The sequence below is a fragment of the bacterium genome, from assembly GCA_020440705.1.
Lineage (GTDB): Bacteria > Krumholzibacteriota > Krumholzibacteriia > LZORAL124-64-63 > LZORAL124-64-63 > JAGRNP01.
The window spans coordinates 1-13,933 of record JAGRNP010000106.1; the positions used below are offsets into that span (position 1 = coordinate 1).

12 protein-coding genes are annotated in these 13,933 nt (G+C 70.6%); 4 read left to right on the forward strand and 8 right to left on the reverse strand.

The window, feature by feature from the left end; translation table 11 throughout:
* The 5 genes from KDM41_13990 to KDM41_14010 form a co-directional block, all read right to left on the reverse strand.
* Positions 1–232, reverse strand: a 232-nt coding sequence (locus tag KDM41_13990; protein MCB1184536.1) for a hypothetical protein, incomplete at its 3' end; no start/stop codon positions are given.
* 169 nt (positions 233–401) lie between these two features.
* On the reverse strand, positions 402–3,602 hold the full coding sequence (locus KDM41_13995) for an efflux RND transporter permease subunit (protein MCB1184537.1): 3,201 nt from the start codon (positions 3,600–3,602) through the stop codon (positions 402–404).
* Positions 3,599–4,831: an efflux RND transporter periplasmic adaptor subunit gene (locus KDM41_14000; protein MCB1184538.1), complete on the reverse strand. Its 1,233-nt coding sequence runs from the start codon at positions 4,829–4,831 to the stop codon at positions 3,599–3,601. Before KDM41_14000 ends, KDM41_13995 begins: the two co-directional genes overlap by 4 nt.
* Positions 4,828–6,381, reverse strand: coding sequence for an efflux transporter outer membrane subunit (locus KDM41_14005; GenBank protein MCB1184539.1), 1,554 nt, complete (start codon positions 6,379–6,381; stop codon positions 4,828–4,830). Before KDM41_14005 ends, KDM41_14000 begins: the two co-directional genes overlap by 4 nt.
* Positions 6,378–7,088: a TetR/AcrR family transcriptional regulator gene (locus KDM41_14010; GenBank protein MCB1184540.1), complete on the reverse strand. Its 711-nt coding sequence runs from the start codon at positions 7,086–7,088 to the stop codon at positions 6,378–6,380. Before KDM41_14010 ends, KDM41_14005 begins: the two co-directional genes overlap by 4 nt.
* Before the next feature lie 284 nt (positions 7,089–7,372).
* Here KDM41_14010 and KDM41_14015 point away from each other — a divergent pair, with 284 nt between their 5' ends.
* Entirely contained in the window at positions 7,373–8,827 is a 1,455-nt protein-coding gene (locus tag KDM41_14015) for a PQQ-dependent sugar dehydrogenase (protein ID MCB1184541.1), read from the forward strand.
* Positions 8,828–8,925: 98 nt separating this feature from the next.
* Here KDM41_14015 and KDM41_14020 read toward each other — a convergent pair whose 3' ends face one another.
* Complete coding sequence (locus tag KDM41_14020) at positions 8,926–10,035, reverse strand: hypothetical protein (GenBank protein MCB1184542.1); 1,110 nt, start codon at positions 10,033–10,035, stop codon at positions 8,926–8,928.
* A gap of 312 nt (positions 10,036–10,347) precedes the next feature.
* On the opposite strand from KDM41_14020, the gene KDM41_14025 reads away from it, so the two are divergent.
* The 3 genes from KDM41_14025 to KDM41_14035 all read left to right on the forward strand — a co-directional run bounded on the left by KDM41_14025 (position 10,348) and on the right by KDM41_14035 (position 12,754).
* Positions 10,348–11,049: a DUF2461 domain-containing protein gene (locus tag KDM41_14025; protein ID MCB1184543.1), complete on the forward strand. Its 702-nt coding sequence runs from the start codon at positions 10,348–10,350 to the stop codon at positions 11,047–11,049.
* A gap of 29 nt (positions 11,050–11,078) precedes the next feature.
* Positions 11,079–11,972, forward strand: coding sequence for a hypothetical protein (locus KDM41_14030; protein MCB1184544.1), 894 nt, complete (start codon positions 11,079–11,081; stop codon positions 11,970–11,972).
* 92 nt (positions 11,973–12,064) lie between these two features.
* The gene (locus KDM41_14035; protein ID MCB1184545.1) at positions 12,065–12,754 is read left to right on the forward strand and encodes a hypothetical protein; all 690 of its coding nucleotides are present in this window, start codon (positions 12,065–12,067) and stop codon (positions 12,752–12,754) included.
* Between the two features lie 81 nt (positions 12,755–12,835).
* Here KDM41_14035 and KDM41_14040 read toward each other — a convergent pair whose 3' ends face one another.
* Both KDM41_14040 and KDM41_14045 read right to left on the reverse strand, forming a co-directional pair.
* Positions 12,836–13,426: a hypothetical protein gene (locus tag KDM41_14040; protein ID MCB1184546.1), complete on the reverse strand. Its 591-nt coding sequence runs from the start codon at positions 13,424–13,426 to the stop codon at positions 12,836–12,838.
* A gap of 179 nt (positions 13,427–13,605) precedes the next feature.
* Positions 13,606–13,933, reverse strand: a 328-nt coding sequence (locus tag KDM41_14045) for a T9SS type A sorting domain-containing protein (protein MCB1184547.1), incomplete at its 5' end; no start/stop codon positions are given.

Below are 13,933 nucleotides of genomic sequence, written 5' to 3' on the forward strand. Positions count from 1 at the left end.
CACCCCGACCGCCGCCGCCCCCACGGCCCGGGCCCGCGGGGGCCTGGCCGGTGGCGGCGGGAGTGGGCACGGTGCTCAGGGACGGGTTCAGGCGCCAGGCGCCGCTGAAGTCGGCGGGGACGGCGTTCGGGGCGGCGGTTGCGGTGGAATCGGGTTGCGCCGCGCCGGCGGCGGCGACGTCGGGCAGGACGGCGAGGGCGACCACGACGGTCAGGGCCAGGATCTTGGGCATGGGATCGCTCCGGGAAAGGGGGCGGGCGCGCCGGCCGCGGGGGCGGGGTCCGGACGGCGCGCCGGGGTCACAGCCACCCAACGCCCGGACCGGCGGTGACCAGCGCGACAAAAACGCGCCCCCCGCCGGGGCGGGAGGCGCGGTGGGACGGTGGACGTCGCCGTGCGGGTCAGTCGTAGTCGGGCAGCTTGCCGTATTTGCCGCCGGCCTCGGAGTAATCCGTCTCCAGGCCCATGCGGTTCTTGCTCTCCTCGAGCAGGCTGTACAGCACCGGCACGATGATCAGGGTGATGAACGTCGAGAAGATGACGCCGAAGCCGAGACTCGTGGCCATGGGCACGAGGAACTTGGCCTGCAGGCTCTTCTCGAGCAGCAGGGGCAGCAGCCCGGCGAAGGTCGTCACCGAGGTCAGCAGGATCGGCCGGAAGCGGCGCAGGCCCGCGTCGACGAGGGCCTGGTGCAGGGGTTTCTCCGCCCGCCGGGCCCGGTTGATGAAGTCGATCATGATCAGCGAGTCGTTCACCACCACGCCGGTCAGGGCCACGACGCCGAACATGCTGATCAGGGTCAGGTCGATGCCCATGAGGGCGTGGCCCCACACGGCGCCGACCAGGCCGAAGGGGATGGCCGACATGATCACCACCGGCTGGCTGTACGATTTGAACTGCACCGCGAGCAGCACGTAGATCATGAGGATCGCCAGCATGAAGCCGCTCTTCAGGCTGGCCATGCTCTCGGCGCGGTCGGCCTGCTCGCCCTCCATGGTGTAGCGCAGGCCGGCGTACTTCGTCATGAGCTCGGGCAGGATCTCCTCGCGCAGCACCGCGTTGATCTCCTCGGCGTTGGTGACGTCCTGGTCGATGTCGCCCGTGACCGAGACGATGCGCGTGCGGTCGGCCCGTTCGATGCTGGCGTAGCCCCGCCCGATCTCGACCGCGGCCACGCGCCCGAAAGGCACCTCGTCGCCGGCGGCCGTGCGGATGCGCATGGACTCGATGTCGCCCAGGGAGCGCCGCTCGTCGTCCGGGTAGCGCACCATGACCTTCACCTCGTCGCGGCCGCGCTGGATGCGCATGACCTCGGCGCCATAGAAGCCCGCGCGGACCTGGCGGGCCAGATCGGACAGGGTCAGGCCGAGGGTGCGGGCCTCGGGCTTCAGCTTCAGCTTCATCTCGACCTTGCCTTCGCGGAAGCTGTCGGCGATGTCGATGACGCCGTCGAAGCCGGCGAGCTGGCCCTTCAGCTCCTGGGCCGCATCGACCAGGTCGTCCGGATTGGGCGACGAGAGCTGCACGTAGACCGGCTTGCCGCCCCGGAACAGGTTCGCGGTGAAGGTGAGCGAGACGGCGCCGGTGACCGGGCCGCAGATCTCGCGCCAGCGCTTGGCCATGTCCGGGCTGGGGATGTTGCGGTACTCGGCCTTGAGCAGCTCGGCGTTGACCTCGACCAGGTGCGCGCCGCCGGCGCTCGAGCCCGACGCCCGTCCGACGCCCCGCTCGGTGAAGGGCTGCGAGCCGATGGACGTCGCCACGTGGCGGATGATCGGCAGGGAACCCTCGGGGCGGCCCTGCTCGAACTCGGCCAGCACCTTGTCCAGGGAGTCCTCGAGCTGCCGGACGGCCCTCTCGGCGTCCTCGACGGTGGTGCCCTGGGGCAGGGTGAGCCCGGCCACGAGGTTGTCGGCGTCGACCTTGGGCATGAAGGTGAACTTGATGTGGCCGCCGATGAACATGGCCATGGTGATGGTCAGGGTGATGGTGGCCACGGCGAGCACGATAGGCCGGTGCTGCAGGGCGTACTCCAGGCTCCAGCGGTAGGGGCCCTGGACGAACCGCTCGAGGCCGTCCTCGATGGCCTTCTTGAAGCGGCCATAGGGGCCCTCGTGGGTGGGCGCGCCCTCGGGCGGCAGCGGCTTGATCGTCGAAAGATGCGCCGGCAGGATGAGCAGCGACTCGATCAGCGAGAACGAGAGGATCGCGATCACGACGACCGGGATGTTGTACATGAACTTGCCCATGGTGCCCTCGACGAAGGCCAGGGGCAGGAAGGCGACGACGGTCGTCAGCACGGCCAGCACGACCGGATTGCCCACCTCGAGGGTGCCGAGGGTGGCCGCCTCCTGGGCCGGGCGCCGCCGCTCGCGCAGGGCGAAGACGTTCTCGCCGACGACGATGGCGTCGTCGACGACGATGCCCAGCGAGACGATGAAGGCGAACATGGAGATCATGTTGAGGGAGACCCCGAACATGGGGATCACCCAGAAGGCCCCGCAGAAGCTGATGGCGATGCCCAGGCTCACCCACAGGGCGAGCCGGAACTGCAGCGTGAGCGCGAGCACGAGGAACACGAGCACGAGACCCATGACGCCGTTCTTGAGCAGCAGGTTCATGCGGCTCTTGTAGATCTCCGAGCGGTCGGAGTAGTAGCTAAGGTCGACGCCCGGCGGCAGCTGGTTCTGCATGCCGGCCACGTACTCCTTCACCGCCCTGGTGACCTTCAGCACGCCCACGTCGCCGGTGCGGTACACCTTGATCGTGGCCGCGGCCTGGCCGTCCATGAGGAAGCCCACGTCGACGTCCTCGAAGGAGTCCTTCACCTTCGCGATGCGGTCGAGGGTCACCTCGGTGCCGTCCGGGGCCGTGATCACCACGATGCGGCCGAACTCCTCGCCGGTGTAGCGCTGGCCCTGGGTGCGCACGAGGATCTCGCCGGCCTCGGTCTTCACGCTGCCGCCGGGCAGGTCGAGGCTGTTGGCCCGCACGACGTTGGCCACCTGCTCGAGGGTCAGGCCGTAGGCGCGCAGGTCGCGCTCGGCGACCTCGATGGAGATCTCGAAGGGGCGCGTGCCGCTGATGGTCACGTAGGTGATGCCGTCGAGGGCGAGCAGGTCGTCGCGCACCTTCTCGGCCAGCATCTTCAGGGTGCGCTCGGTCGCGTCGCCGTAGACCACGACGTCGACGACCTGGTTGCGCGCCTCGACGAGGGTGACGATGGGCTTCTCGGTCTCCGCCGGGAAGGTGATGATGCGGTCGACCTCGGACTTGATCTCGTCGAGGGCCTTGCGCTTGTCGGTGCCGCGCTGCAGCTCGATGGTGACGGTGCCCATGCCCTCGACGGCGCTCGAGGTGATCTTCTTGATCCCGTCCACGCCCTGCACCTGCTCCTCGACGCGCACGCAGATGGCCTCCTCGACCTCCGACGGCGTGGCGCCCAGGTAGGGGACCTGGACCGTGACCATGTCCATCTCGACCTCGGGGAAGACCTCCTGCTTGATGCCGGCCGCGCTCATCAGCCCGGCGGCGATGATCACGAGCATGAGCAGGTTGGCCGCCACGTGGTTGTGGGCGAACCAGCGGATCAGGCCGTTCATTTGCCACCGTCCTTGGCGTCGGCCGCCGCGCCGCCGGCGCCTTCGCCCGGCTGGCCGCCGCCGCGGCCGGCCGGAGCCGGATCGCCCTCGACCCGGACCGGCATGCCGTCGGTGACGTACTGCAGGTTGCTGGTGCACACCCGCTCGCCCGGTGCGAGCCCCGCGACGATGACGGCCTGCCGGGCGTCCGCGCGGGCGACGGTGACGCCGCGCACGTCGAGCCGGCCCTCGCCGCCGACCACCCAGACGACGTCGTCCGGGCGCAGGGCCGCGCGGGGGATGACCACCGAGCCCGCGGCCGGAGGCGTGCTGAAGAGGACCTCGACGAACATGCCCTCGACCAGGGCGGGGCGATCGCCGTCGCGGCGGTAGGGATCGGGGATCTCGACGACCACCGGCACGAGCCGGCTGCGTTCGTCGACGGCGCCGCCGAGACGCACGGCCCGGCCCGCCCAGTGGTGGCGACGGCCGCCGAATTCGGCGCTGACGTCGACGGGCACGCCGGCCGGGTCGGGGGTGGCGCTCACCTGGATCCAGGCCATGTCGGCGTCGGCGATGGAGACCACGACCTCGGCTAGGTCGGTGGCGTACACCGTGCCGACCGGGTTGCCGGCCCGCAGGTACTGGCCCGCGTCGACGTCGGCCGCGAGAACGCGCCCGTCGAAGGGGGCGCGGATCGTGCATCGCGAGAGGTTCACCTCGGCCTGGGCCTGGGCGGCCCGTGCGGCTTCGAGGCCGGCCTCGGCGAGCTGGAGCTGGGGCTTGCGCAGCACCAGGTCCGAGGGCGTGCCCTCGCCGCCCAGCCGCTCCCACTCGCGCACGGCGACGGCGGCCTCCTCCTCGGCCATGGCGAGATTCACCTCGGCCTGGGCCACGTTCGAGCGCGCCGTCGCGGCGGCCATCACGTAGTCGGTGTCGTCGATGCGGAGCAGCACCTCGCCCGCGGTGATGAAACTGCCCGATTCGAAGGCGGCGGACTTGGCCAGGACCTCGCCGCTCACCTGCGGCACGATCGTGACCGACCGCTTGGCCCGCACCGAGCCGAAGCTGCGGATCTGCACGGGCGTCGCCTCTTCCGGGACGGTGATGACGGCGACCACGGGCCGCGACGCCGGCGGCGTCTTCCGCTCGGGCTTCCTGGCCATCTTGATCAGGACGCCGGTCGCCATCAGCCCGAGGACCAGGATGGCGACGGCCGTCACGACGTTGCGCAGTGTCTTGGGGCTCACGGGCGTACTCCTTCGGCAGCGGTTCCGGACGGGTCGTTGAGGCTCAGGGCGGGTGCGGTCTCCCACGGACCGCCCAGGGCCTGGATCAGGTTCACCCGTGCCGAGCGGCGCTCGCGCTGGGTGGTCAGGAGCTGGCTCTCGGCGTTGAAGAGCCGGCGCTGGGATTCGAGGGTCACGAGCAGGTTGTCCAGGCCGCGGCGGTAGCGGTCCTCGGCGAGTTCGACCGAGCGGCGCGCCTGGGTGGCCGACTCGGCCAGGTAGCGCTCCTGGCGCGACTGGAAGACGTCCTGGTCGAGGGCGTTCTCCACCTCGGCGAAGGCCTCGAGCACCGTCTGCCGGTAGGCGGCGGTGGCCTGTTCGGCGCGGGCCTCGGCGGCGGCGATCTGGGCCTTGCTGGCGCCGCGGTTGATCAGGGGCATGACCAGGTTGCCCACCAGCGACCAGGCGTCGGTGCCGGACTTGAAGAGGTCCTCGAACTCGCGGGTCTTGGTGCCGTAGCTGCCGGTCAGGCTGAGGCGGGGATAGAGCAGGGCCTTGGCCTCGCCCACCCGGGCCACCGACGCGTGCAGGCGCGCCTCGGCGGCCTGCAGGTCGGGGCGGCGCTCGAGCAGCTCACTCGGCAGGCCGGCCGGCACGGGGCCGAGCGGCTCGGGCATGGCCGCGACGAGCAGGTAGCCGCCGCCGTCCGGATCCTCGCGGTCGCTGGCGACGATGGTCCCGGCCGGATACCGCCCGACGAGGATCTCGAGACGCCGCCGCGCCTGGTTCAACTGCTGGTTGAAGCGGGGCTCGGCGGCCCGGGCGGCCGAGAGGTTCTGGCCGGCCAGGTGCACGTCGAGGGGCGAGACGAGGCCGCGGGCGTAGCGGTCGCGCACGGTGGCCAGGCTGTTCTCGAAGCTGGCGACGGTGCGTGCGGTCAGGGCCACCTGCAGCTGGAGCTCGCGGATCTGCAGCCACGTGCGCACCACCTCGGCGACGAGGCCCTGGGCGACGGCGCGCCGATCGCTCTCGCTGGCGACCAGGGTGGCCAGCGCGGCCTCCTTGCCGCGGCTCAGTCGACCCCAGAGATCCACCTCCCAGCGCGCGGTGGCCGAGACGTCGAAGGCGTCGTTGTGCAGCGGCACCGGGAACTGGAGCTGGCTGGCGCTGGTCTTGGCGCGGCTCGCGGTGCCGCCGACCTCGACCGTCGGCCACCGCGCCGACTGCGCCCCGCCCAGCAGGGCGCGGGCCTCGAGCACCCGTCCGGCCGCGGCGACCAGGTCGTTGTTGTAGACCAGCGCGTCGTCGACCAGGGCGTCGAGGGTGGTGTCGCCGAAGGCGGACCACCAGCGCCACGCGGCGCCGGCGCCCGAGTCGGGCAGCGCGCCGGCGAGGGTCGGCCGTTCGGCCGCGCCGGCGAGCTGGGGCTGCTCCTCGCGCGCGGCGGCCTGACCGGTCCACTGCGCCGGCGGCGGGGCCGACAGGTCGGGCCGTTCGTAGTCGGGCCCGACGGCGCAACCGGCCAGGAGGACCGGCAGGGCGAGCGTCAGGATGAGGGACTTGGCGGTCATGAATCCTCCTCGGGGCAGAGCCCGTCGATGGCGGCGGCCGTGAAGCGGGTGATGCGGTCGGTGACGGTCGCCACGTAGGTCTCGCGGTCCGCACCGAGGATCGGGAAGGCCTGGAGCATGATCGTGCGGGCCTCGTCGTTGGCGGCGCTCGCCTCGTACTTGATCCGGCGCAGGATGAAGTGGTGCACCTGGGCGATGGTGCTGGCGATGAACCAGGGCATGTCGTCGTCGGCGATGCCGGGCCGCGCCGCGTGCAGGCTGCGGCTGATGGCCTCGAAGACCGGTCGCACCAGTTCGCGGAAGAAGTGGGCGTGGGCGTGGGAGTCGCTGCCCATCTCGCGCGTGATGACGGTCAGGAAGCTGTTGGCCAGGGCGCCGGACATGTACTCGTGCACCACGACCCGGATCACGTCGTCCACGCGGGGGCGGCCGCTGGTGCGGTCGAGCAGGGCGTCGAGGCCGGCGAGGGTGCGGTCGCGCTGGGCGGTGAAGCGGCGGATGACCACCTCGCGGAAGAGATTCTCCTTGCCCTGGAAGTGGTAGTTGACCGCCGCGACGTTCATGCCGGCCTCGGCGGCGAGCTCGCGCACCGAGACGGCGTCGAAGGAGCGCTCGGCGAAGAGCGCCTCGGCGGCGTCGAGCAGGCGCTCCTTGGGGGAGCGATCGACGGTCTCGTCGGCTGCCGGAAGGGGGGATTCGGGGGTCATGGCGCTGTCCGTCCGTTGGCCCGCTTGGAGTTGAAAACGAAACGCGTGTTTCGATCGATTGATTCAATCGCAAATATTAAACGCACGATTGAATCGTGTCAAGGGGCGCGGGATCCCATGGGGTGGCAAAAAAGAGTATTCTTGTCTAAATTATCTGACCATGCTAAAATAACGTTGTGTCTCGAAACAGGTTGGGTGAGGGGCTGCCGGCCGACGGGACGGCCGCGGTCCACGGAACCAGACCCCGCGGCCCACCGCCGCCGGGGTGGAGGGAGAATCCGGACATGATTCGCAGGAGCATCATCGGAACCTTGTTCGCGGCGGCGCTGGCGATGACGGCGACCGCCGAGGCCGCCGTGGTCGAGGCGATTTCGAGCCTCGACCGGCCGGTGCGCCTCGTCGCCCCGGAGGGTGACGCGCGGCTCTTCGTGGCCCAGCGCGCCGGCCTGGTGCGGGTCTTCGACCAGCAGGGTGTCCAGCTGGACACCTACCTGGACCTGACGGGACAGACCACGACCGAAGGCGAACGCGGCCTGCTGGGCCTGGCCTTCGCCCCGGACTACGCCACGAGCGGACGCTGCTACGTGTGCTACACCGACCTCGCGGGCGATCTGAACGTCGCGCGCTTCACGGTCAGCGCCGGCGATCCGGACCAGGCCGACGCGGCGTCGCAGGAGGTCATCCTGACGGTGGCGCAGCCGGGCACCGAGCACAACGGCGGGCACATCGAGTTCGGTCCGGACGGCATGCTGTACGTCTCGCTGGGCGACGGCGAGTACGGCAACGATCCCGGCAACCGCGCCCAGGACATGCAGCAGCTGCTGGGCAAGATGCTGCGGCTGGACGTGAGCGGGGCCACCGGCTACGCCATCCCGGCCGACAACCCCTACGTGGGCAGCGCCCCGCTCGACGAGATCTGGTCGACCGGCCTGCGCAACCCGTGGGGATTCTCCTTCGACCGGCTCACGGGCGATCTCTACATCACCGACGTGGGCGAGGACCAGTACGAGGAGATCAACATCCAGCCCGCCGGTTCGGATGGCGGCGAGAACTGGGGCTGGCGCCTGATGGAAGGGCCGAACTGCCACGTCCCCTCGTCGGGCTGCGAGGGTCTCGGTCTGGACGAGCCCGCCTACGCCTACACCCACTCGGGCGGCAGCCTCTGGCGCTGCGCCATCGCGGGCGGCTACGTGTACCGCGGCAGCAACCTGCCGTCGCTGCAGGGGCGCTTCTTCTTCTCCGACTACTGCAGCCGCCAGATCTGGAGCCTGGACTGGACCGAGTCGGGCGGAGTGGGCACCGTGATCGACCACTCGGCCGAGATGTCGCCGCCGCTGGGCTACCAGACGGTGGCTTCCCTGGGCCAGGACGGCTTCGGTGAGCTGTACGTGCTCGACTACGACGGCGGGTCGGCCTTCCGCATCATCGGGGCCACGAGCCCGGTGCCGGACGCCGCCAACACCGCGCGTCTGGCCCAGAACGCGCCCAACCCGTTCAACCCGCGCACGGACATCGCCTATGCCGTGGACCGCTCGGACCTGCCGACCCGGCTCGAGGTCTTCGACGCCGCGGGCCGCCTCGTGCGGACGCTGGTCGACGAGGTGCTGGTGGCGGGCGAGTACGTGGCCTCGTGGAACGGCACCGACGCCGCCGGCCGGCCGGTGCCTTCGGGCGTGTACCTGTACCGTCTGCGCAACGGCGACGTCGACCTCAGCCGCAAGATGCTGCTGCTCGAATAGCCCTCACGTGCCGGGACATGCCGGCCGGCCGCGGCCGGCGCGATCCCGGCGACGCCGTTTCTCCCGCATCGCCCGCACGCCGACCCGGCCCGCTCCCGCTAGGGGCAGGTGTGGGACATCCCCGCGATCCAGTGGTCGATCAGCGCCAGGCCCTCGGTGTGCTTCAGCTCCGTCCCGATCTTCGGCATCAGCCCGATGTTCATCATCACGTGCAGGCCCGAGGCGTTGGGGTTGCCCGGCTGGATGACCCGGCACAGGCCGTGGTCGTCGGTGGCCGTGTCCGGGTCGAAGGGGCGCCAGTACTCGTAGTAGGGCGTCCGGTCGCCGTAGGCGCCGTCGGGCCGGTGGCAGTGGGCGCAGTTGATGTCGAGGTAGGCCTTGGCGTAGCGGTCGCGTTCGGTCTCCGTATCGAGGGTGGCGAGGTCGAGGTCGTCGCCGAACGACGGGGTGGCCGGCGCGGCGGCCGGATCGGCGGGGGCGCCGACCAGCAGTCCGCGCCCGGTCCAGGCCGTCAGCTGGTTGAGGGGGCCTTCGCCGTAGTCGAGATCGCGGTTGAGGCTGCGGGCCTTGGGCCCGATGGGCGACATCTCCCCGCCCAGGGTGTGGCAGCCGGCGCACTCGGCCTGGGTCGGCACCCGGTAGGTGAAGTTGCGCCCGGTGCCGTCGTGCACGAAGGAGATCGGGCGGCCGGCGCCGGTGGTGACCAGGTCGGCGTCGCTCATGTCGTCGCGCCACACGTAGGGCAGCGCCACCCAGCCGGCGGCGCGGCGGATCAGCAGGCGCGTTTCGATGATCGTCTCGTTGCCGGGCCCGCGCACCGCCGTGTCGGCGGGCATGGCGAAGGTCTTGGCCAGGACCGTGCCCACCGGAAAGTCGAAGGCCTCGCGGTCGTCGTACACGGCGACCGAGTCGCAGGGCACGAAGACGAAGCGGTACTTGCTGGCGTAGTCGGTGAACAGCGCCGTCGTCAGTTCGTAGGGCAGACCGGTGTCGGCGGCGCCGGTGGTCGGGTCGGTGGGCGAGACGAACAGGCCGTAGGTCGAGAGCTGCGCCGCATCGACGGTGAGCAGGGAATCCCAGGCCACGCTGGTGCAGGTGGGGCCGGTGGGGCCGTCCGGCGGGCCGGCGGGCTCGTCGTCGCCGCAGGCGGCGAGCAGGGCGAGGGCGGCGAACAGGGCGGTCGGGAACAGGCGGCCGAGCGTGCGCATGGAATTCCTCGGGCCGTGGGCGCGGGGCCGCGGCCGGGTCGGGGTGTTCTGTGTGCGGGTTCCGTCCGCGGAGGGTGGTCCGTCCATGATACCCGGGATCGGGGGGTGGAATCAAGAGCGTCCCGGTCCGGATCGGTGGCCCGGACCGGTCGTCCGGACCGGTGATCCGGGCCGACGGGGTGGACGCTCGCCGCTCGAACCGGTACCATCGCGCCGCAGCGGAATCCCCGGCCGCCTGCTGTCGGCATTTGCCGATGTCCGATCATCGTCCGATTGTCGTCCGACCGATCCCCAGGAAAGCGAGCCCTGCGCATGTCCCGCACCGCGACGCCCGACCGGGCCTTCACGCCCGCCCTCTTCCGATTCATGTCCGACCTGGCCGCCCACAACGACCGCACGTGGTTCAAGGAGAACAAGGACCGCTACGAGGCCGACGTGAAGCAGCCGGCGCTCCGCTTCGTCGCCGATTTCGGCCAGCACCTCGACCGCATCAGCCCGCACTTCCGCGCCGATCCCCGGCCGCAGGGCGGTTCGGTGTTCCGCATCCACCGCGACACGCGTTTCTCCAAGGACAAGAGCCCCTACAAGGACCACACCGGCATCTACTTTCCGCACCTCGCGGGTCAGGACGCCCACACGCCGGGGTTCTACCTGAACCTGCAACCGCGCAGCAACTGGGTCGGCGTGGGCCTGTGGCGACCCGATACGCCGACCCTGAAGCTGCTGCGCGACCGCGTGGCCCGCGACCCGGCTTCGTGGCGGGCCGTCGTGGGCGACAAGGCCTTCGCGGCGACCTTCCGCGTCCGGGGCGAAATGCTGAAGCGGGCGCCCCGCGGCTACGATCCCGACCATCCGCTGGTCGAGGTGCTCAAGCTGAAGGACTTCACCGCCGTGGCGCCGCTGACCCAGCAGCAGGTCACGGGCCCGGACTTCATGGCCGGGTTCGCGGGCATCTGCCGGGCCGGCGCGCCCCTCGTGAAGTGGGTCTGCGAAACCATCGGGCAGCCGTTCTGACGGGACGGGAAGCCCGGCGAGGGGGAAGCATGGACATCAAGTGCAGCCGTTGCCGCGGTCGGGCCCTGGTGGTCGCGGCGGTCCTACTGCTGACGGCGGCCGGCGGGGCCCGGGCGGCCGTGGCCCCGGAGGAAGGCCTGACGCCCTGGCGCCACGACCTCACCGTCGAGTTGTCCGACGGCGCGTTGCTGCGGGACGTCGCCCTTGCCTGGCGCGCCGCCACCCGGCACTTCGTGGTGATCCGGGCCGACGGCGCCCGCAGGGAGTTTCCGGCCGACGCGGTGGTGCGGGCCCTCGACCGGGGCGGCGTCGATCGGCGCGACGAGATCATGGGCGCCGCCGCCTCGTCAGCGGCGCCTCCGTCGGTGACGAATCCGGAGATCGGCGACACCGGCGTCTGGCAAGCCGAACCCACCCTCGGCGACCTGGAGGTCTCGCCCTGGCCCTTCACCTGGTGGATGGGGGCGGGGGTGGCGGTGGCGTCCAGCGTGGCGGGCGACTTCCCGGGAAGCGAGACCGTGGCGCCCCTGACGGTCTCGGTGCGGCGGCGCGTCTACCGCACCTGGTACGTGGGGCTCGGCTCCACCACCGAGCAGAACCTCGCCATCGAGACATTTCCTCCCCCGGCCGACCCCTACTATGGCTGGATGAGCGAACTGGTCTGGCGCGAGTCGGCCCTCTGGCTGTCGGCGGGGATGGTCGACCCGGGCAGCCGCCTCTACGGCGAGATCGGTTTCGCGGCCCTGGAGCGCGCGTCCTACGTGAAGCCCGGTCTGCGCTTCCAGGCCGGACGCCTGTTCCATCTCGGCGGCCGCTTCTCCATCGACCTGGCGGGCTTCGTGATGCTGAAGCCGGGGTTCGAGAACGCCGGCGGAAAGCTGGGGGTCGATCTGGGCGTCCTGGCCGAGCTCGCCTTGTGGTAGAGGCGCCTTGCGGGGTTGACCCACGGCCCCCGGTTCCCTACCCTGATCGCCTGACCAAGGGGCATGCCTGATCTTCCTGGAGGGAGACCATCATGCCCCTTTCGCATGCCGCTCGCCGTCTGTCCGTCCTGCTGTTCCTGCTGACCGTCACCGCGCTGCCGAGGCCGGCCCTTGCCGCCGACCATCCCCTCTTCCCTCTCGCCACCGGCACGGTGCGCAACTACACGACCGCCGGGATCGCCAAGGACCGGTACACGCTGGTGCAGGGGCCGGCGAGTTTCGGCGCCGCCGCCGTGACGGCGATCGAGGAGTACAACTACTGGAACATCGGATCGCGCCGGTGGACGATGGTGGACCTGACCCCCGCCGGCGACCTCATGCTGCACGGCTGGCGCACCTTCGGCACGGACGGTTCGGTGTACGACCAGATCCTCACGCCGCCGGTGCGCCTGCTTCCGGCCGCGCCGACCGGCGGCATGTCGTGGTCCGACGCGACGACCATCGACCGCTATCTCGACGGCGAGCTCCAGCCCGGCTCTGAGGGGTACACCTACTCGGTCACCGTGACCGGCGACGCGGAGCCCGTCACCGTCCGGGCGGGCACCTTCGAGGCCGTGGTCGTGGCAAGCGATTGGGGCACGGGCGTGCGGACGTCGTGGTACGCGCCGGGCGTCGGACTTGTGCGGGACCTGGACGTCAACGGCACCGACCTGCAGCTGTGGGACATGTCGGTCGCCACCGACCGCACGAGCTGGGGCGGCCTCAAGGCGCTCTTCCGCTGATGGGAACCAGGGGAAGGGGAAAGCCGTCGGACCGGGCGGTCCGACGGCTGGGCGAGGAGCAGCGCGCGTGGTCGCGGCAGCCTAGTAGATCCAGGTTCCCGTCACGCTGACCTTCGTGCTGTTGGTGCCGAAGAAGACCTCGTAGAAGCCCGCCCTGTTGTCGTTCTCGTAGTGGTCGAGGGGATCGAAGGAGAAGTTGCCGATCTCGTCGTCGGCCGACAGCCCGTCTTCGTCCCAGAGGGTGATGTAGGCGCGCCGCTGGGCGCCGAAGGTCTTGGGCAGCCCCACGCCCGCCGCAGAGCTGATGAAGTCGTAGGGTGCGCCGGGAAACGCGTTCTCCACGACGTCCGACACGTAGATGGGCGCGTTGGTCGACGTGCCCGTGCCGAGGGTCACGTACAGGTCGGCCCGGCGGTTCGAGACGTTGGTGCTCAGGTCCCACACGCCGCCGTTCTTGTCGCCGAAATTGCTCACCGAGATCTTCGTGATCCGGAGGGACGTGGGGGTGAGGATCGCGCCGCCGCCGCCGCCGCCACCTCCGTTGTTGCCGCCGCCGTCGGCGGGGGCGGCGGGGTTGTCGCTGCCGCTGCAGCCGGCCAGGGAAAGGCCGAGGATGAGCAGGAGCAGGATGGTCAGGATGCGGCGCGGGGTCGGGGTGCAGGGGGATCGCATGTTGGGCCTCCGATGGGGGGGATTTTCCTTCTGTTGACCCCACATGCGCAGACGCCAGGACCGATGCGCAGAAAAAAACCCCGGCAGCCGAAGCTGCCGGGGGAATCGCGTTCTCCGTGTTCCGCCCGCGCGGCCGAAGCCGCCCCGACGGGCCATAACGCGATGAGACGCGCCGGACTCTACTTGACCAGCATCATCTGACGGACCTGGACCACTTCCTTGCCGATGCGCAGGCGAGCGAAGTAGGCGCCGCTGGCCAGGGTCTGGCCATTGTCGCTGCGGCCGTCGAAGACGAAGCTGTACTCGTTCGGGCTGAGGCTGCCCTGCACCAGGGTGCGGACCTTCTCGCCACGGATGTTGTAGATGTTCAGCTGGACCAGCTCGTTGCGGTTCACGACGAACTTGATCTCGGTCTGGGGGTTGAACGGGTTCGGGGCGATGGCCTTCGCGAGGAAGCCGCCGGCCTTCTGGATGCTCGGCGTGTCCTCGACGGGGCTCAGGCCCGTC